General features: G+C 45.3%; 17 protein-coding genes and 1 pseudogene. 6 read left to right on the top strand and 12 right to left on the bottom strand.

Translation table 11 applies throughout. The annotated features are described in order from the left end of the window. Window positions 1–2 precede the first annotated feature (2 nt). Both L3V35_RS04900 and hppD read right to left on the bottom strand, forming a co-directional pair. Entirely contained in the window at window positions 3–1,178 is a 1,176-nt protein-coding gene (locus tag L3V35_RS04900; RefSeq protein WP_102482409.1) for a homogentisate 1,2-dioxygenase, read from the bottom strand. After that, window positions 1,171–2,244, bottom strand: coding sequence for a 4-hydroxyphenylpyruvate dioxygenase (gene hppD / locus L3V35_RS04895; protein WP_237298665.1), 1,074 nt, complete (start codon window positions 2,242–2,244; stop codon window positions 1,171–1,173). The genes L3V35_RS04900 and hppD overlap by 8 nt, the downstream gene beginning before the upstream one ends. Window positions 2,245–2,399: 155 nt before the next feature. Here hppD and L3V35_RS04890 point away from each other — a divergent pair. Next, a pseudogene (locus L3V35_RS04890) lies at window positions 2,400–2,582 on the top strand (hypothetical protein). 94 nt (window positions 2,583–2,676) lie between these two features. On the opposite strand, the gene L3V35_RS04885 reads toward L3V35_RS04890, so the two are convergent. The 6 genes from L3V35_RS04885 to L3V35_RS04860 all read right to left on the bottom strand — a co-directional run bounded on the left by L3V35_RS04885 (window position 2,677) and on the right by L3V35_RS04860 (window position 8,096). Further along, the gene (locus L3V35_RS04885; protein WP_171311115.1) at window positions 2,677–3,336 is read right to left on the bottom strand and encodes an HAD family hydrolase; all 660 of its coding nucleotides are present in this window, start codon (window positions 3,334–3,336) and stop codon (window positions 2,677–2,679) included. A 1-nt stretch (window position 3,337) separates the two neighbouring features. Beyond that, the gene (locus L3V35_RS04880; RefSeq protein WP_004732593.1) at window positions 3,338–4,357 is read right to left on the bottom strand and encodes an ABC transporter ATP-binding protein; all 1,020 of its coding nucleotides are present in this window, start codon (window positions 4,355–4,357) and stop codon (window positions 3,338–3,340) included. Further along, window positions 4,357–5,142, bottom strand: coding sequence for an ABC transporter permease (locus L3V35_RS04875; RefSeq protein WP_004732591.1), 786 nt, complete (start codon window positions 5,140–5,142; stop codon window positions 4,357–4,359). The genes L3V35_RS04880 and L3V35_RS04875 overlap by 1 nt, the downstream gene beginning before the upstream one ends. Then, the gene (locus L3V35_RS04870; protein WP_237298664.1) at window positions 5,142–6,035 is read right to left on the bottom strand and encodes an ABC transporter permease subunit; all 894 of its coding nucleotides are present in this window, start codon (window positions 6,033–6,035) and stop codon (window positions 5,142–5,144) included. Before L3V35_RS04870 ends, L3V35_RS04875 begins: the two co-directional genes overlap by 1 nt. Continuing rightward, on the bottom strand, window positions 6,032–6,931 hold the full coding sequence (locus L3V35_RS04865) for an alkaline phosphatase family protein (RefSeq protein ID WP_237298662.1): 900 nt from the start codon (window positions 6,929–6,931) through the stop codon (window positions 6,032–6,034). The genes L3V35_RS04870 and L3V35_RS04865 overlap by 4 nt, the downstream gene beginning before the upstream one ends. A gap of 61 nt (window positions 6,932–6,992) precedes the next feature. Next, entirely contained in the window at window positions 6,993–8,096 is a 1,104-nt protein-coding gene (locus L3V35_RS04860) for an ABC transporter substrate-binding protein (RefSeq protein ID WP_237298660.1), read from the bottom strand. A gap of 211 nt (window positions 8,097–8,307) precedes the next feature. On the opposite strand from L3V35_RS04860, the gene L3V35_RS04855 reads away from it, so the two are divergent. Further along, complete coding sequence (locus L3V35_RS04855; RefSeq protein WP_171327624.1) at window positions 8,308–9,036, top strand: UTRA domain-containing protein; 729 nt, start codon at window positions 8,308–8,310, stop codon at window positions 9,034–9,036. Between the two features lie 112 nt (window positions 9,037–9,148). On the opposite strand, the gene L3V35_RS04850 is transcribed toward L3V35_RS04855, so the two are convergent. Next, window positions 9,149–11,578, bottom strand: a complete 2,430-nt coding sequence (locus tag L3V35_RS04850) for a response regulator (protein ID WP_237298658.1) — start codon at window positions 11,576–11,578, stop codon at window positions 9,149–9,151. An 88-nt stretch (window positions 11,579–11,666) separates the two neighbouring features. Between L3V35_RS04850 and L3V35_RS04845 the strand changes: the two genes are divergently transcribed. Further along, on the top strand, window positions 11,667–12,425 hold the full coding sequence (locus L3V35_RS04845; RefSeq protein ID WP_237298656.1) for a transporter substrate-binding domain-containing protein: 759 nt from the start codon (window positions 11,667–11,669) through the stop codon (window positions 12,423–12,425). A 182-nt stretch (window positions 12,426–12,607) separates the two neighbouring features. Here L3V35_RS04845 and L3V35_RS04840 read toward each other — a convergent pair whose 3' ends face one another. Both L3V35_RS04840 and L3V35_RS04835 read right to left on the bottom strand, forming a co-directional pair. Then, entirely contained in the window at window positions 12,608–13,168 is a 561-nt protein-coding gene (locus L3V35_RS04840; protein ID WP_237298654.1) for an NADAR family protein, read from the bottom strand. A gap of 190 nt (window positions 13,169–13,358) precedes the next feature. Then, a complete protein-coding gene (locus L3V35_RS04835; RefSeq protein ID WP_004732575.1) occupies window positions 13,359–13,553 on the bottom strand; it encodes a hypothetical protein in 195 nt (64 codons plus the stop codon). Window positions 13,554–13,915: 362 nt separating this feature from the next. Here L3V35_RS04835 and L3V35_RS04830 point away from each other — a divergent pair, with 362 nt between their 5' ends. From L3V35_RS04830 to L3V35_RS04820, 3 genes are read left to right on the top strand one after another with little or no spacing between them, the layout of a single operon-like run. Further along, a complete protein-coding gene (locus L3V35_RS04830) occupies window positions 13,916–14,740 on the top strand; it encodes an ABC transporter ATP-binding protein (RefSeq protein WP_054546040.1) in 825 nt (274 codons plus the stop codon). Between the two features lie 9 nt (window positions 14,741–14,749). Continuing rightward, window positions 14,750–15,682 carry an ATP-binding cassette domain-containing protein gene (locus L3V35_RS04825; protein ID WP_237298652.1) on the top strand — a complete coding sequence of 311 codons (933 nt, stop codon included), beginning with the start codon at window positions 14,750–14,752 and terminating at the stop codon, window positions 15,680–15,682. Next, on the top strand, window positions 15,679–16,161 hold the full coding sequence (locus tag L3V35_RS04820; RefSeq protein WP_054546038.1) for a hypothetical protein: 483 nt from the start codon (window positions 15,679–15,681) through the stop codon (window positions 16,159–16,161). Before L3V35_RS04825 ends, L3V35_RS04820 begins: the two co-directional genes overlap by 4 nt. Before the next feature lie 445 nt (window positions 16,162–16,606). On the opposite strand, the gene L3V35_RS04815 is transcribed toward L3V35_RS04820, so the two are convergent. Continuing rightward, window positions 16,607–18,586, bottom strand: a complete 1,980-nt coding sequence (locus L3V35_RS04815; protein ID WP_004732568.1) for a replication initiator protein RctB domain-containing protein — start codon at window positions 18,584–18,586, stop codon at window positions 16,607–16,609. Between the last annotated feature and the right edge of the window lie 1,029 nt (window positions 18,587–19,615).

Genomic DNA, 19,615 nt, shown 5'->3' with positions numbered 1-19,615 from the left:
CCTTACTTCTTATCGTCAGCCATGGTTTGAGAACCTGTCTCTTGCAAACCAGTGTCTTGCCAACTGTAGACATACTCTTTGTTTTCAACGCTATCGAGTTCATCAGAGAACTGCAGCGCATGGCGAGTATCGATCATCACCGCCACTTCATCGGTAAACTTCTTCTTATGCGCCTGACCTGCCTTAAAGGCTTTAGGGTGAGGTCCATGAGTGAAGCCAGCTGGATGGAAAGTCACCATGCCCGCTTCAATGTTGTCACGGCTAAAAAAGTCACCAGCGTGGTAGAACAGCACTTCGTCGTAGTCATCATTGTTGTGGTAGAACGGCACTTTCAATGCACCTGGGTCGCTCTCAATCGGGCGTGGTACAAAGGTGCACACCACAAAGCCTGCGCCAACAAAGGTGGTGTGTGCAGACGGTGGCAAGTGGTAACGATGTGACATCAGCGGTCTAATATCGCGCCAATTCACTTTCACCACCGCTAAGTCGCCATGCCAGCCAATTGCATCCAATGGATTGAACGGATAGGTGATCACACTGACTTTGTCGTGGCGTTTCACCTGAACCTGAGTTTGATTTTCTGAGTACTGAGCACGAAATTGATCGTTGATTGAAGGTATGTCGAGCACAGCAGGATCAAACACCGCGTGATTGCCGACCATGCCTTTCTCTGGCAAGGAGTAAGCCGCATCTGTGTTCTCAATCATCAAGATAAACATCGGCTCGCTTGGCTCTAAACGCCAGTTGGTCGAGCGCGGGATCATCACGTAATCCCCTTCACTCACCGCTAGATGACCATAGTCACAATAGAGATCGGCGCTGCCTTGGTGAATGAACAGCAGCTCATCACCGTCGGAGTTACGCACCAAGAAATCCATCTTCTCATCCATTCGCCACACACGAATTTTGCAGTCCGCATTGTGCAAAAGATGAGGCACCGCCCAGGGGGTTATCTGGCTGGCTTTTTCCACCAGCGTAAAATCAAAAGCGCGAGGACGTAAATCGCCCTCCCACTCCGACCAACCTGTTGGGGCATGTTGATGATGAAAGTGAGCAGCAGGGCCGAAGAATCCACTCCGACCTGCTTCTCGCTCATAAATTGCCTCTTCGGGAAAATCGGCGTGAGCTTGTTTAGAGCACACACCTTCCCGATGAGGAAACGAGATCCATTTATGCATCGTCTAATACTCCTCGACGAATCTGGTCCTCTTCAATCGATTCAAACAGCGCCTTGAAGTTACCTTCACCAAAGCCTTCGTTGCCTTTACGCTGAATGATTTCAAAGAACACAGGCCCGATTACCGTCTGCGTGAAAATTTGCAGCAAGATGCCATCTTTGGTCGGCGCACCATCAATCAAAACACGTAGGTCGCGCAGCAGATCGGTGTCTTCGCCGTGGCCTTTAACGCGCTGATCGACTTTATCGTAGTAGGTGTCAGGGGTTGGCATAAAGTCCATGCCGCGATCGCGCAGAGTTTTCACGGTTTTGTAGATGTCATCCGTGGATAACGCGATGTGTTGGATACCTTCGCCGTTGTATTCACGGATGAACTCTTCGATTTGTGATTTGTCGTCAGAAGACTCATTGATTGGGATACGGATCTTGCCACACGGAGAGGTCATAGCGCGGCTCACTAGGCCTGTCAGCTTACCTTCAATGTCGAAGTAGCGAATCTCGCGGAAGTTGCCAAGACGCTCATAGAACCCAGACCACACATCCATATTGCCTTGCTTCACGTTATGCGTGAGGTGGTCGATTTCATACAAGCCAACATTGGCTTCAGCCATACGCTCTTCCGCATCGTCATAGAATCGGAAATCGACGTCATAGATGCTCTGCTTGCCATAACGATCCACAAAATAGAGCAGGCTCTCACCGATGCCGTAAATAGCCGGAATGCTCAGTTCCATCGGCCCTATTTCTGTTTTGTACTCTTCACCACCGCCCTTGAAAGCTTGCTCCATTGCAGCCGTTGCTTCGTTGACACGAAAAGCCATGCCACATACCGATGGACCATGTACCTTGGCGAACGCTTCCGCTTGGCTGTGTGGCTGTTCATTGACGATAAAGTTGATGTCACCTTGTCGATACAGCCAAGCCTCTTTTGAGCGGTGCTTGGCGATCTCAGCAAAACCAAGTGACACAAACAGCGCTTTAAGTTGCTCAATTCCCTTGTGGTCAACGGCCGTGTATTCAACAAACTCGAATCCATCCGTGCCAAGCGGGTTGTATGTATCCACCATGAACTTTCTCCTTGTACCTATTGGTTTGTATTACGTGGTTTTTTATTACGTACTTTCTATTACGTGACTTTTTGTTACGTGCTTTCTATTACGTAAATAGATGTTGTGTGTTTTTTGCCCTTAATTAAATTTGGCCTACAAGCCGACAGATTGGAATGGATGGAAGGAAATGGGCAATAACGCTAAAACCCCATCAGTTTGTAAAATATTTGTTACACGCGAATTGCTAAAACAAGAAAGTGAGTGCTATCAAGGGATTGAAGAGTGGTGGTTTGATTTACAGCAGAGGAATAGATGTTATTGAATTGTTACATACATCCTTTTGTCAGCTAAGGTAATAAATCGAACATTAGACTGATGATGCAAAAAAGCCGCTGTAGTCAGCGGCTTTTTTCGTTCTAAAACGAACGTAGTTTAAAGGTGGGATCAGCGTTAATCCCAGTCGAGGATCGACCAGTTCGGTTGATCGGCTATTGCTTTTAAACGCGGACATGGGTTTACCAGGTAGGCAAAATCAGCGTATTCACACAAAGGTAAGTCGTTGATTGAATCGGTATAAAAGTGAATATTTGAGTAGTTGGTTTCTTGATTATCCAACCACTCTTTTAAACGGGTTACTTTACCTTCACGGTAGCTTGGCACACCTAAAATTTCAGACGTAAAACGACCTTGGCTTTCTACTAAGTCGATACCCAGTGCATTCTCGATACCCACCTTACGACCCACAGCTTCCACCAAGAAAGTTACACTGGCAGAGATGATCAACATATCGATGTTGTCGCGATCTAGCTGCTCAATCAAGGGTTTAGACTGCTTAAACTGCTTAGGCAAAATATGCTGTTCGACACACTCTTCGACCAATGCTGTAACTTGCTCTGTTGGCATATCGGCTAAAGGCTGCATGGAGAATGTTAGGTAATCTTCCATGTTCAGTTTGCCTTCCGAATACAGGCCCATTAAGCGCTTATCTTCTTCAATAAAGTTGGGCGCGGTGGCAATGCCCTTTTCAACCAAGAACGCATTCCAGAGCATCGCTGCATCTGCATTGATCAGCGTTTCGTCCATATCAAATACATACAAAGGTTTGAACATCTTAGGCTCTCACAGGTTGAATTTCGTTAAGGTTAAACAGAAGTTCAAGTTGGCTGCCGTTTGCCAACAGTCGTTCAGAAGAACGGTTAAGCAAGTCGACGGTTAATTCACACTCATCAACGTCCACTTGGTAGCGAATCACGTTACCCAAGAGCTGGTGGTTGCGAATGGTGCCCGTTTTCGGTGCAGAGATATGCTCACCATATTGTCGGCCTTGCTCTTTCACGTAGATAGATTCAGGTCGAATCGCCACTTTCCATTCCGTTTCAATGTTGAAAAGTTGCTTGGCTTTGTTCGCTTGCACCAAATTATAGTGCCCCATGAACCCAGCAACGAACTCATTGGCAGGTTGAGTGTAGATCTCTTCGGGTGTGCCGGCTTGCACGATCTCGCCTTTATTCATCAAGAAGATACGGTCAGACATGATCATCGCCTCTTCTTGATCGTGGGTCACGAAGATCGTGGTTAGATTCATCTCTTTTTGAATATCTCGGATCTGTTGGCGCAAATGTTTACGGATCTTCGCATCCAACGCCGAAAGTGGCTCATCCAACAACAAGATACGTGGTTTAACTACCAAGGCTCTTGCCAAAGCGACACGCTGACGCTGACCGCCCGATAACTGATGCGGGTAGAATTTCTCTTTGCCCGTTAAGTCCACCAGCCCAATCACTTTCGCGACTTCGCGCTTAATCTCATCGGCAGCAAGCTTTTTCATTTTCAGGCCAAACGCAATATTCCCTTCAACCGTCATGTTCGGGAACAGCGCATAAGATTGAAACACCATGCCGATGCCACGCTGTTGTGGCACTTGGTGAGTAATCTCTTCGCCGTTAACCCAGATCTCGCCACCATCAACAGGATTTAAGCCCGCCAAGCTGCGTAGCAAAGTCGATTTACCACAACCACTTGGGCCAAGAAGCGTGATGAATTCACCCTTTTCGATGGAAAATTCAATGTCCTCAAAAACCGTATTGTCACCAAAACGCTTGGTGAGGTTTTTCGCATTTACATAGCTCATTATTTTGTTCCTTGGCTGAAACGACTTGCCAACCAAGTCAGTAAGAAAATAAACAGGAAGTACGTCATCACAAGGGCTGACGTGAAGTGGCCACTGGTTTGACGCATGTTGTATAGGTAGATTTGCAGTGTCTCGTAGCGTGTTCCTACCAAGATGTTGGCAAACACGAACTCGCCCAATAGGAACGAGAACGACAAGAACAGCGACGCCATTAAGCCTTTCTTAAGGTTTGGCAGAATAATCAACAAGAACGCCTTGGTGGTACTTGCACCGAGCAGGTGAGCAGCGTCCATCAAGTCATGCAAGTTAATAGCTTCAAAGCTGTTGGCAATCGCGCGATACATGAATGGCAGCGCGATGGTGAAATAGGTGCCAATCAAAATCCACGGCGTGCCTATCAGTGAGATTTCGCTGTCTGCATACAATTGAAGTAAACCAACCGATGACACCACAGGCGGCACCGCGAACGGCAATAAGATCAGGATATTCATCACCTTATCGAGTTTCGGGAAATAGTAAAACACCACGAAAATCGCAGGCAGAACCAACACCACACTCAATGACAGTGCGGCCACGCAGATAAACAGTGAACGACCAAAGGCTTGCAAGAAGCGAGGATCCGTCAGCAGGTTGATGTACCAATCTAACGTAAAGCCATCCGGCAGGATCGTTGCGCCCCATCGAGAAGAGATCGAGTAGATAAAGGTCGCTAAAATCGGGATCATCATGATGCCGACAATCGAATAGACAACCGTTTTATGAAAGCGAGTATTTACGGTGTTCATTACTTTCTCTTCCCCGCGTAGCTTTTGCTGATCAGCCATTGGTTAATCACGGTGATGAAGGCCAGCATCGCCATCAGAATCACAGAAATTGCCGCGGCTAGGTTTGGTTCTAGGAACAAGTCGCCCGATACCAAGCTCGCGATACGAATCGTAATCACATTGTAGTTGCCCGAGGTTAACGCATACACGCTCGCATACGCGCCAATCGCGTTAGCAATCAAGATGATGAAGGTGCCAAGCAAGGCAGGCGACAACACAGGCAGCGCTATTTTGGTCCAGTACTGCCAAGTTTTCGCGCCAAGCAGTGCCGAGGCTGCTTGCCAGTCGTCACTCAAGGCATCGAACGCTGGATACAGCAACAACACCGCCAATGGGATCTGAAAATAGATGTAAATCGCCAGCAAACCCCACTTGCCGTACAAGTCAAAATCGCCCAGTAAACCGTACTGCTTGAGCAATAGGGTGATCGCACCGTTGGTACCCAAGATGATGATGAATGCGAACGACAAAGGCACACCAGAGAAGTTGCTGCTCATATTGGTAAAGGCAATCACCGCATCGCGGATTTTAGAATCAACGCGGCGCAGTGAAGAAACGAGCAAAGTCGCAATCGCTAAGCCAACAATGCTCGACCAAATCGACAACCATAAACTGTTGCCAAAAGCCTGCATCATAAAGGCAGAATCGAACACTTCAGCGTAGTTTTCTAGAGAGAGTTCGTCGTCATAGAAGAAGCTGTTGATCAGCACCCAAACCATAGGTGCCAGTTGGAACAGATAGAAAAACAATGCGAAAGGCGCAAGCCACAAAGCGGGCTTGAGGCGTTGAAACAAAGATTTGGTTTTGAGTTGAAGCGCAGAGCCATCGCTCTGCGTGATTACAGAACTGCTCATAAGGCCAACAATTCCTGAGTGTAAGATTTATCGTGTTCAAGGTTGAGTAACTGACAGACGCTGCCGCAGATGTCGGTCTGTTTCACTGAGCACGTTTGGTGTGTGAATTTATCGCCAATCACAAAGAATGGCACTTCGCGCTCTTCAGGCAGAATGCCACCATGAGACAGGTCATTGTTCATACCATGGTCACTGGTGATGATCACTTGATAACCATCGTCTACCCATTTCTCAAGATAGTTTGATAGGTAAATATCTGCACCACGTGCACTGTTGCGGTATTGGCGAGAATCCAGCCCGTGCTTGTGTCCCATATCGTCAATGTTCATTGGGTGAATCAACAAGAAGTCCGGCTGATGAGTCACGCGCAGGTGCTCGGCATCTAAGAACAAGGCTTCATCTGGATAGTGGTCCCAGTGATAGAAACAGCCATGTTGAATGTTCATGGTCTCATCGTTGGTAAAGCGGTCACGCACCGCATCAAATGGCGCTCGATTATAAAGCTCGCTCACCCAGTGATAGGCCGCTGCAGCCGTCACTTTGCCTTGCGATTTAGCCAAGCTAAAGATCGACTCGTGATTCGATAAACGCACGATTTGATTGTTAACGATTCCGCTTTCGACAGGGCGAACTCCCGTTAAAATGCACTCATACAGTGGGCGTGACATAGATGGCAGCTCACACTGCACAGGGTAAAGCGTGGCGCGCAGCTTGCTTTTTTGCGTGCTTTGCGAAGTGCCCTGTTTACTGTACGAATCGTCCTGTTTTTTCTGCAAATCGCCCTGTTTTTCATGCATATCACCTTGCTCTAGAAGACCGTTCAGGTAGCCCATGCAATCACGGGCTACCTGATAATTCAGTCCATCTAGAACAACAAGGATAACCTTATTGCTCATGGTCTATTCTCTATTGCTTGTTTCTAAAAGCCACCTATTAAAGGTGGCGTGTTAAGCGGGGTTATTGCTGGTGAATCAATACACTTTCTTGCCATTGACGTGGCAGGCGACGTGCTGATTTTTCCCATGCAGAGAAGTCAGTCACTGGGTGAACGTTGCTGTATTCATCGTTTGAGATCAGCTTGTCTTGTACTGATTTAGGCAGCGTAATGTTGCTACGGATTGGACGTGCGTAACCTTCTGCTAGGTTGATTTGGCCTTGGTCGCTAAAGATATATTCACGAGCCAACTTCGCCGCATTCGGGTTTTGCGCGTATTTGTTGATGATGGTGGTGTAACCAGAGATCACCGAACCATCTTGTGGAATGCTCACCGTGAAACGCTCACGGTCGATCGTGTCGCGGTAGTTCAGTGCATTGAAGTCCCACATGATTGCCACTTCCACTTCACCTTTTTCAAGGTTCGCGATGCTTGGGTCTGTGTAAGACAGACGGCCTTGCTTCGCTAGCTCGCCAAAGAATTTAATCGCCGGTTTTAGATTTGACTCGTCACCACCGTTAGCAAATGCCGCCGCTAGAATCGCGTTGTTTGCTTGCGCTGCTACGCCAACATCGCCCACTGTTACTTTGTAGTCGCCTTCTAGTAGGTCGCTCCAAGATTTTGGGGCATCTTCAACAAGGTTATTGTTTGAAATGAACGAGATTGTACCTGTGTAAGCCAGAGCCCAATGACCATCTTTGTCTTTTGCCCAGTCTGGAATGTCATTCCAAGTAGTTGGTTTGTATGGCTGAGTGACGTTTTTCTTTACAGCCACACGTGCGAATGCGAAACCCACATCACCAATATCAGCGGTTGCGTTTTTCTTCTCTGCTTCAAATTTCGAGATCTCTTGCGCCGAGCTCATATCGGTATCCTGATGCTTCAAACCGTAGTTTGCTTTCAGGTCTGCCCATGTGCCTTTCCAGTTTGCCCAACTGTCTGGCATACCCACACTGTAAACCGCACCTTCTTTTTGAGCGGCTTTTACCAGTGACTCAAGATCGGCATCCTTTGCCATCGCTGGCATTGAAAGTGTTGCCGTTATTAGCGTCGCACCTATTAGCTTTGTAGGTGAACCCATCAGTTTTCTTGGCGATACAGTTGAACGGCTAAGCAAAGTTTTCATTGTCTCTATCCCTCTGGACTAGGTCAGTAAGTTCGTTTTGTATGCTATCGCCGGAGTGTGACGCTTTCGCGCAACTTATTTGACAGTTCAGATGCATTTACATGGCAGTTATATTTCACTCATATGACAATAAGCCATTGTTTACTGTCACATTCCTGTTAACTCCGTGGTTTACCTTATTGAGCACACGAACTTATGGACTAGATCAGTAATGAGAACATTGGCAACAGGGCAGTCAGGGACACAGTTAGGAAGAATTAAGGCGAGTATTCGAGAGCAGCTTCAATCTCGCATTTTCACTGAGGGGCAAAAACTGCCATCAGAACGAGAGCTCAGCGAGCTATTTTCCACCACACGAATCACGCTCAAAGATGCGCTGGTGTCATTAGAAACCGAAGGCTTGATATACCGAGAAGAACGCCGAGGCTGGTATGTGTCACCCGAACGTATCCGCTACAACCCGTTGTCACGCTCTCACTTTCATCAAATGATTCGCGAACAGCATCGTATTGCTGAAACACAACTGCTGAGTACCCGTACAGAGATGGCGGCAGGCGATTACGCCAAGGCATTAGAAATAGAGCAGATAACGCCAATACACGTGATTGAGCGATTACGCTTTATTGATGGCCGAGCGGTACTGTTTGTTGAAAACGTTTTAAAAGCGCCGTTGTTTGAGAAGGTGTTGTCAGAAAACCTCACCATGTCACTGACAGGAATCTACCGAGAAAAGTATGGCTATGAGACCCAACGCTCTCGCTTTGATGTGATTCCCACTTCTGCCCCTGCCCATGTCGCTAAGGCGCTGAATTTAGCCGAAGGCCAGCCCGTTTTGAAGATCTGCCGAGTGAACTACAAACAGGACGGTGAATTAATGGATTGCGAGTTGGAGTACTGGCGCCCAGACTCTGTGGTCATTCATATTGATAGCATTGGTTAGCGTCACATGACTATTTGCCTAGGCTTAGGAAGAAAAATCGAGCACATACAAAAACTCCGACTGATTCAGTCGGAGTTTTTATTTTCAACGGTTACGTTTAATGAGGCACTAACTAAACAATCTTTTGCTCATCTTCTTCTTTGGTCGAATCGCTTTCCTTAGATAAAAAACTGGCAACGATCTCTCTCAGTTTCCCTTGATTAACCGGTTTTGGTAAAAACTCATCCATGCCTACATCGAAGCACAAATGCTTGTCTCGTTGCACGACGTTGGCCGTCAGCGCAACGATTGGAATATGTTGTGAAGAGCCCTCTTCTAACGCTCTGATCTGTTTAGTGGCTTCGAAGCCATCAAGAACCGGCATCTGGCAATCCATAAAAATCATCTCGTATTCGTTGGCCTGGAATTTCTCGACACCAATTTCCCCATTATCGGCAATATCAACCTCAAACCCAAGCTTCTTGAGCATCATCTTGGCGACTTGTTGGTTCACTCGCGAGTCTTCAACGACCAATACTTTGCCACTAAACGAAGCAGCCACTGGTTTTGGCTCTTCTTTGATTGGAGCTTGTTTGTCTGTTTGTGTGGTTGTGACAGAAGCCGTTGGTGTAGCTTCAACAGAACCCGTTGGTTTGGTTAATGGTACTGGTTCATTGTCTTTGAACGCGACCTCACCTCTGTTTGCATAGGTAAAGTTTGAGGTATCCGCTGCTCTCGCGAGAACTTCACTCAACGTCCATTTAAGTTGGTTATCTTGATAAGGACGAGCAATGTAGGCAACAAAACCCACTTGTTTGGCGCGCGCTTCATCTTGTTTTCGTGGGTCGGCAGAGATCATCACCAGCTTAGGACACGCTTTGTCAAAACGCTCAATCAAGCTTCTTGCTAACTGGAATCCATCAATAGACGGCATCACTTTATCAATCAGCACCAGATCATAAGGCAATGACTTCGCCACAGACTCCGAAACAAGCTCTAACGCTTGGGTCGCGGTTTCACAGCACTCAGACTTAACGCCGAATGATTGAAGCTGTGTTGAGGTAATACGCATATTCAGCTGACTATCATCAACCAGAAGTACCGAAACTTTATTAAAATCGATATTGCTTTCGTCAACGTCCAAGCTCGGGTCAAAGTCAGCGGTAAAGTAGAATGTACTCCCCTTACCTACGACACTGGTTAGCTCAAGCTTGCTGCCCATTAAGGTCACGATCTTATCGCATATCGTCAGACCAAGCCCGGTGCCTCCGTAAATACGGGTGGTGCTGCCGTCGGCTTGTTGAAACTTATCGAACACCGATTGTTGCTTGTCTTCAGCAATACCAATACCACTGTCAGTTACCTCAAATTTCACTCTGAGCTTTTGGTCTGGCTCTATGACTTCTTCCAAGCGAAGTGAGAGTGTGACATGACCATGCTCGGTAAATTTGATGGCGTTGCCGACTAGGTTATTAAGCACTTGTCTTAGCTGGGTGCCATCGCCAATCACCATGGTTGGGATCTTAGGATCAATCGCCAGTTGGAACCTGAGCCCTTTCTGCTCGGCTTTAACTCTAAACGTCGATTCAACATCGGCAGCAATACCCATCATCTTCATTGGTTCTTGTTGCAGTTCTAAACGACCCGCTTCTATCTTCGAGTAGTCGAGAATGTCGTTAATTAGATCAAGGAGAGTAAGCGAAGAGGTATTGAGCATATCGACATACTCTTTTTGCTCTTTCGGCATATCCATTTCAGAGAGTAGAGACGACAGTCCGATAATCCCATTCATCGGGGTGCGGATCTCGTGGCTCATGTTGGCAAGAAATTCACTTTTGTTGCGGTTGGCAACCTCAGCGACATCTTTGGCTTTTTCCAGTTCTTGGTATTGTTGACGAATACGTTCAACAGACTGGTTATAGCTACTCTCTAGTGTCGAGATCTCGTCTCTATAAGTAGAATCGGTTGGCGTTATGAAGCGTGGTTTGTTGTCTTCGACCTGTTGCTGATTGATCTGGGAAGACATAGTCATTAAGCGTTTGACCACGAGGCGATAGACGATCGTTAAGCAAACCAGAGACAATAAGAAGATTTTAACGGCTTCGAAGGCGAGCAATAGTAAAACTCGTCCTTCAAAGTCATTGAGGATCATGCTCAAATCAGATTGCACCGTGAGCGTCGCTAATGGGAAATCTGTCCCCCCCATCTGGTGCACCATTTCCCAAGACTGGGAATAAGACTGACCTGAGGTCTTTTGACCTAATTCTAGAATTTTTTCATCGGGACTTTCGATAAGAAGGTAACTAACCGAGGGTAAGCGGGAGATACCTTCGGCTTGCACAAACAGTTGCTCTCGATCTTCAACCCACAAACTGGACGTTAAACCCGAAAGATAGCCAGCCTTAACCTGTTCGATCTGAGAACTGATAAAAGAAACTCGACTTTGGTACTCCACATACAACCCTAGACCTGTCACTATAACTGTGAATAAGGTGCTGATTGCTATTATAGTCCCGATCAACTGTCGGGAGAGTCCAATATAGCGTTTTCCTTTTGTCACCATACACAAATTACCATTATTGTTATCCTAGCAAACTACAATTACTCAACTAGTATAATAGTAGTCATTCATCAAATAACTAGGGAAGGTTATGAAAAAACATCTTATATTTGCATCCATAGTCAGTTTGTTTTCAAGCAGTTATGCTTTTGCAAGCGAACCTGTTCACTACTACATTATTGCGAGCCAAGCGCAACCTTTTCAGATCGAAACTGACGGGTCATCTCACAGAGGAATGGTTTCGGATATTGTTGAGGCCGTATTTGATGACAGCCAATACGAGATCGATTACCACACCTACCCTTTCAACCGCATGATTGACAAGCTCGACGCGAGAGAGAATCCAAACTGGGTAACCTACGGCAGTCCTAGTTGGGGAAACATCCAATCTGTAAACCTGTCTAAAGATCCGATTTACAATGTAAAACACGTATTGCTCAGTAGTGGCAAGGAACCATTTGAGTTCAATACTATCGACGACTTAAACGGAAAAGCGGTGGTCTTGCTGGTGGGGTTTGAATATCCAAACCTAGAGCCTTACATCAAACAAGGTAAGCTCAACGAGATTCGAGTTAAAGATTACAGCGCGGCTTTTCGTGTATTAAACCGAACGCCTGGCGATACCGTTTTTGTTGAGATGGAATCGAGAATCAAATACAACCTAAACGAGCAGAAGTTAAGTATTGATGATTACCAGATGCAAGATTTTGGTTCAGTGATCAATAACTACCCTATCCATTTGGCGTTTGACCCTGAGATGGATCCTAAGCTGCAAAGCTTCATCAACCAACGTCTCGACCAAATGAAAGACGATGGTCAGCTCGATGACATCGTACAAAGTTACTTATAGATCCTTCATTTATCTGTAATAGCGCCTAGTTGACGTTATAGAGCACTTTTCTACTCTTAGTCACCTTAGCTCGATTTGCAACGAAAAGGCCGCTCTGCTTAGTCTAGCTTAATATTAAATTGCAGAGCGGCCTTTAAAATTTAACGTTTAGGGAAACTATCTTTGAACTTGTACTCGATAGGTTAGTGCGAAGCAATCAAATGCAGTTGTTGATTACGAAGCTGTTGTCGCACCGCCATCAAAATTTCACCTAAGCGGTTCTCACCAGTTCCATCACCACCATCGCCCCAAAAATGGTCTTTATGAGAATGCTCTTTGATCACCGAATCTCCGGTGTTAGTCAGAAACAGCGCAAACTGGGGGTTCTGTCTGAACTTCTCAGTCACAATGAACTGCATCACTTCAACACGAATGTCATACCAGTCTTCTCGAACTTGGTCTTCATAATCACGACTTAAAGAGAACGCTTCAGCAGGGGTACTGGCTTCCAAAATAGTATTGCGTAACGCTTCAGAAACAAATTTCATCGCTTGATAATAATGTTCGCTGGTTGCCCAAACCTGATCGTTAACCTTGATGGGACAAGCTGCAAAATTTGACAGGTATCCGTTTGGATCTTCAGGTTCATAAAACAGCACTTCTTTGGCTTTAGCCACAGAATTAGACATAGCCTTCTCCTTACCAACGACATCGCATATTTTTGCTTTAACTTTAAAATTAGTGGCGTTGCATATTGCTGTCAAACAACTTAGTTCAAGAGTATGCCATGAGCATGTTTTTAGTCGGGAACAAGCAATGTAAAGGCAGGACAATGGAGTTAAATGGTGGGAGACAAGGAGCATGGTTTACTTATAAAAAACTCACAGCCCTTTTAAAAAGTTATATAAATCAAAGGGTGGCGGTGCGCCACCCTCTTAAATGCAATAGGGGTCCTTAGTGAATAAGACCTAGTTCCCTCGCTTCTTCCAGACTAAAACCGCTTTCTCTAATTTCTCTTAGAGCTTCAATACGACGACGAGCTTCAGCGGACTTCATTTTCTTTTCTGGTTTGAAAGATACTTCTTCTTCAGCATCCCACTTGTTTGCAATATTTGTCATTTCATCATGGTTGATAGAATTAATGGACATGTTTTCCTCCGAAAAGCACCATGTAATGGACAGGTAATCTGTAGCAAATGCTATTTCACTTGTTAAGACATTCTGTACTGAAATGTGATGATTCCGACGCTTCACAAAGCTAATTAATAAATGCCTCATTTAAACTTTGCCAAAGCCATTTTCTGCAATTACATTTACAAGATTCCCCATAAGAAATGTGGTTTGATCCACCTCTCATTTTCCCCGTTCTCATTTATTGTTTCTCACTGAAACTTCGTGAAATAACCCAAGATAAATTTCGAGGCACTTCATTCTTTTTGTGCTCATCGCTTTCACTAAATTCACTTCATGTTAATGATAATAGTTATCAATATCATAACTGAGTATTTATCATGTCTAGGGAAAATCCAGATAAACCACTTCTCGAAGTGAAGAATCTATGTGTCGATTACATCACCGATGACGGCGATTTTAATGCCGTAAAATCCGTAAGCTTTAGCATAGGCCAAGGCGAAATTTTTGGTTTGGCTGGCGAATCAGGGTGCGGAAAAAGTACCATCGCGTTTGCCATTAACCGTTTACACAAACCGCCTGCTTTCATCTCTGGAGGGAAGATACTGTTCGACGGACAAGATCTGCTCGGTTTATCTGACGACCACTTGAACACCTTGCGTTGGAGCGAAATCGCCATGGTGTTCCAAAGTGCGATGAACTCACTCAATCCCGTACTGACCATTGAAGAGCAGTTCGCTGATGTTTTACGTCATCACAAAGGAATGACCAACGAACAAGCTAAAGACCGTGCAGAGAAGCTCCTCGACCTTGTAAACATTCCTCGTAACCGCCTCACCGAATATCCGCATCAGTTCAGTGGCGGCATGCGTCAGCGTTTGGTGATTGCCATTGCTCTCGCCCTTAACCCGAAGCTGATCATCATGGACGAGCCGACAACGGCGCTTGATGTGGTTGTACAACGCGAAATTCTGCAGCAAATACACCAACTCAGAGAAGAGTTTGGGTTTTCGATACTGTTCATCACCCACGACCTCGCACTAATGAGCCAGCTATGTGACCGCATTGCCATCATGCGCCACGGCCAGATCGTTGAAATCAACCAAGCCTATGAGATTCGTAACAACCCTCAGCACTCCTATACCCAAAAGCTATGGAGTTCTTTCCCTAACATTCACGAACATGCGCACGCGACTACGTGCTAGGAGAGCTCTATGTCACAACCTATTTTTCAAGTGAAAAACCTCGTTAAAGAGTTCACCGTCGGCGGTGGATTTGGCAAAGAAGCAATCTTTAGAGCACTACATGGGGTGAGTTTTGATTTGCATGCCGGTAAAACATTGGCGCTGGTTGGAGAATCAGGCTGCGGGAAAAGCACCTGCGCCCGATTGATGACCAAGGTTTACGCACCGACAGAGGGAGAGATACTGTTCAATGGCAGAGACATCTCTACCCTAAAAAGCCGTAAAGATATCTTGGATTACCGCAGCCGCGTACAAATGATATTTCAAGACCCATTTGGCTCACTTAATCCAACTCACACCATTGAGCACCACTTAACGCGCCCGCTTAAAATCCATAAGCAAGTTGCCACGAAACAGGCTCTCACAGAGCGTCTCAAGGAGTTATTAACGCTGGTGGAGTTACCCATAGAAACTCTCGCCAAATACCCACACGAGCTCAGTGGAGGCCAAAGACAGAGGGTTAACCTGGCAAGAGCTCTTGCGGTTGGGGCCGAGGTTATCCTCGCCGATGAACCGACCTCGATGTTAGATGTCTCGATTCGCCTTGGCGTGTTAAACCTAATGCAACGAATGAAGCAAGAGTTAGGAATTGGCTTTTTGTACATTACCCACGATCTTGCCACGGCACATTACATAGCTGAAGAGACAGCAGTGATGTACAAAGGCCAGATCGTCGAGTGGGGATCAACGCAGTCGATCTTAACCAACCCCCAACACCCGTACACTAAATTGTTGATCTCCGCGGTGCCGGATCCCGATCTACCATTTGGCGAACTGGTCAAAAATGAGCCAAACTATTCAATAGACGCTGATCGTATTCGAGAGCAAAGCAGTGAAATACAGCATGAAGTAAAGCAAGTTGCTGATAATCACTTTGTAAAACAGTGGGATAACGTTGCATGAATGAACTAGACACTTGGTTAGAGCGGATCGGAGATTGGTACAAAGACCGAAAGCATGATCAAGTGGACCGGTTAGAACCTTTGATCTTAACGCCTCCAGATGCACTCTGGGGGCCTTTGATCACGGATGAACAAAGCAAAGGCATCGCGTGTTGGTTGGATGGGTGCCTGAGAATCTTTACTTTCTATCGAAACTCAATCGAAAACCCGCACCATCAAGAAAAGGCCTATCAATACCTGATGTTTGCTTACGGTAAGCTTCAGGCGGTGTCTTGTGACCCAAAAGCGGAGCCCGGCCTACAAGAGTGGTGTACCAAGCGGGTACAACACTTATGTGTGCTGGCTTTGGAGTTTGCTAACCAACAACAAGAACCGCGCTGGAAGGAAGAATCAGAAAAACTGATCGAATCGCATGTGCGTTTTATGGCAAGCCAACACCAGAACGATGATCAAGGTGCAGCTCTACGTCAACGCCACTGATCCACTCCACGGTTTAACCCTGATCGATCAAACACCAAAGCAGAATCCTTTCACAAATAGGATCCGTAAAAAGCACGATCTAACCTTGATCATGCTTCAGGATTAGCAGTAAGGAATAATACGTAAGCTATTGAATTTTAATAATTATGCGAATTTCAGGCAAAAAAAAGCGAGTCCCTTAGGAACTCGCAAAAATCTATTCAGTATGATGTAACAAAATATGAGCCAATCTATTAATCATAAGAAAGGACAAAGGTTGTCTATTCGGAATAAATAATAATCAACTGGATGCGTTACATTGTCAGAACTTTGTCAGCGTTAGGTGCGGTTTTAATCAGCACCTAATGTGTTCAAACTATCCATTCATCGACCGTAAATAGCGGCTTCTTGCTACTGGGTATTTCTACTGCAAAAATCAGCTCGAAAGATCAACACGCCCTCGTGATTAATGGCCAATCGCCATTTCATCGAGCGCTAGAAACACATTCTCGTCCAAATGGCCTTCGTGAACTTGTTTACACACTTTACGACGTACAGCCAAACCAGAAATCAAACGTTCAATGGACAGGTGTCGATTGCTGGTGCTGTCACGGTCGTTGTACAGCTCAATTAAGCGACTCAGTGTTTCGTATGGGATAACATCCTCCCCTACTCTCAACCAATCAAGCTTCTCAATGAGCTCTGAGCACTCTTCTTTGATTGAGGCATGTGAATGCCCGGTCATAGCAGATAAAGCCGTTATACTGCGTTCTAGAGCCTCTGTGGAGGTATATTTAGAGAGAGTAATCATGATCTCATCAGCGTTGATCTCAACAGAATGTTTACGCTGCTTAACTCGACGTCCCAATTTGCCTCTTGGCGACGGAGCTTTACGTTGAATTGGCTCAAACTCACCATCGATAATCTCAGACAGCTCTTCCAGCTTCTGCTTAGACACCATCTCGTTACGCAGCGGGTTCGGTAACGTTGGGGCCATATTACGCTTACCGGCGTTGGTGGTACGCGCTCTTGAATAACGCAACACCTCTTCAACATTACATTTGATATCAACCTGATAATCGGTGGTTTTGCCTTTTTCGATCAACGCCGTGATCGTCAAGTGATAACCCCAAAGATTCACTAGGAAAGTATCTTCTTGATCCCCTACTTCACCCAATTTTCTTAGTTCGCGGATCAAATCCATCGAGAAGCGACGCCAATCGATATTACGAGCCAACTTCTGGTTCAGCTCGCTCAGCAACATACAATCTGAGTGGCGACGTGCCATACGGCTTCTAAAGTACGAATACATTTGGAAGACCAAGGTATGTTGTTTCAGGATTTCTGGCGGAAATAGGAAGAAATAATCACGCGTCAGGAGCTCTTCGTAGAACGAAGGTTCCCAGACAAGGATATACAGGTTCGGTTTAATGCGAATTTCGCCATCAGAGCCCTCTGTAGGCGCTTCTTCCGATGCCGTAATGGTTCTAGCTAAGAATCGGAAACGATCACTCTTGAAGCCTTCTGGCATGTTCTCGCTAAGCCAACGGCCCGTGAGCTCGTGCAGTTGGAAATCGGTAAATTCAATACGGTCAATACTGTCACGGATCGAATCGCGTGCAGGACCGCTGTCTTTCTTGCCACGCAAAGACAAAATATCCGTGATGTAGAGTGGTGTTTTGTTCGGTGTGTGTTTCGCGTCGAGATGATAATCATCTTGGTGGTGATCATGATATTGGACAGTAAGCGTGAATAACGCGAACAGCGTCATCAGATCGTCAACCGTCATGATGTTTTTAGAAGATCGTGTCTCGATCACCGCTCGAGTGCCAGAGATCGAAACCATAGATTTCTGGTAGCTCTTACGGGTTCTAGGTGGCGCCAACGCTTGATCAATAATCCCCGCCCAATTGGTTGGAGAAACAATGAATTGATCCGCTTCGTCTTTCATCGTCGGTGGCGTATTCAGTCCGTGTTCATTCAGTAAGCGCTTGTTTACTTTGGTTTGAGCTAGCGCTTTAGAACGCTTCTGTTTTTCATTTTGCTTGACGCTTTCTGTCACTAAACTGGTAGCACCCAGAACCGATATCAATTGGTTTGGGTTCACAAAGCGATGCAACATGGTTTTACCCGCAAGGCCTTCTTCAAAACGAACTGGGATTTGTTTGAACAGACCAATACTTACAGCGGCTCTCAGCCTTTGTTGCAAGGCAGCGCGAGTCACTTGACCATCAGTTGATTCAATGATCTCGGTGGTGGAGACGTATCCATCTTTGCTGCTAAACCCACGTAGTGAAATTAGGTTAAGAAGCTCAACGATGCTTTTGGTGACCCCTTTGAAGTGTTGATATTGTTCTATCCATTCAACGGCTGTTTCAGATACCTCAAATAAATGACCATCTTTGTGGCTTCGTGCCTTAATTAACAATTTCTCTTCTGGTTTCATTTTTGATCCGTATCACACTAACCGTAATTTCACTATAGTTCCTGAATGATAAAGAAAGAATGATCATAAATAAAGAGAATTTATTGGCTTTTAAATAACTGATCTTTTTGATTAATATGATCTTAAATGATTAAGTGATCTAATGATCTGGCTTTGAATTTGCTTTTAAGTGTATGAATTATAAGTGTTAAAAAAAATCCAATTGGAAAGCATGATCATAAAGAGCCCGAAACGATGATCATTAAATTAAAGAAAGCATGATCACAGAACTTCAGAACGATGATCATTAAGTCATTGTAAGCATGATCATTATCGGTTCGAAAGCATGATCATTATGCTTATACAGCTTATCCACAGTCCGTAATTGATCAAGTTGTATTAAGCGGCTTCTAAGTCACCTATGTGGATATTTTTGACAGCCAATTCATCGGAACAATGATCAAGTAATGGGGCTTTTATATCTTTCCTCCCCTTTTATGTTTAAAAATTGGTCGAGATTGGTCACACCGTCAGTGGTTGGGCACTTTTAGCTCGCAACACAATAAATCAGGAAGCATGATCATGAAATTGTCATGTTTCTGCATTTCCATTCTGTGTCGATTGAATTTCTAACCAATCAGGCCTTATAGAGCTTGAATCCCCATTGCAAAAGCATTTGTCCGTAAGTTAGCTCTAAATCTATATGCTTCCGGAACGATATTTACTTGATCATTTTTCCGGAGGTTGATCATTTCGAACGGGCATTCATACGGATCATTATTGATGAGTTTACACCTTGATCATGCTTCATAATATGGACTTATCAATTTTCTTACGAGTTATCTATCCCATGATCATTCTTCCGGTTGAGGCTCAATTTTCTTTTGTTTAGTGACATCTCACCTTCGCTTTGTTTCCTATTAACCAAGCGACTTTTTAGGTTTTACTCTTTGTTGGTTGAAAATCTATCAATTTAGAATGCAAATCACACCAACCGTAATCTATGCTTGTGTTTCAATCGTTCCGAAGATTTTTCTCTGAAATTCTATT

Source organism: Vibrio sp. L5-1, from assembly GCF_021728315.1.
GTDB classification, from domain to species: domain Bacteria; phylum Pseudomonadota; class Gammaproteobacteria; order Enterobacterales; family Vibrionaceae; genus Vibrio; species Vibrio splendidus_K.
The sequence above is the reverse complement of the archived record's forward strand: the minus strand, read 5'-3'. Positions and strand labels throughout refer to the sequence as shown.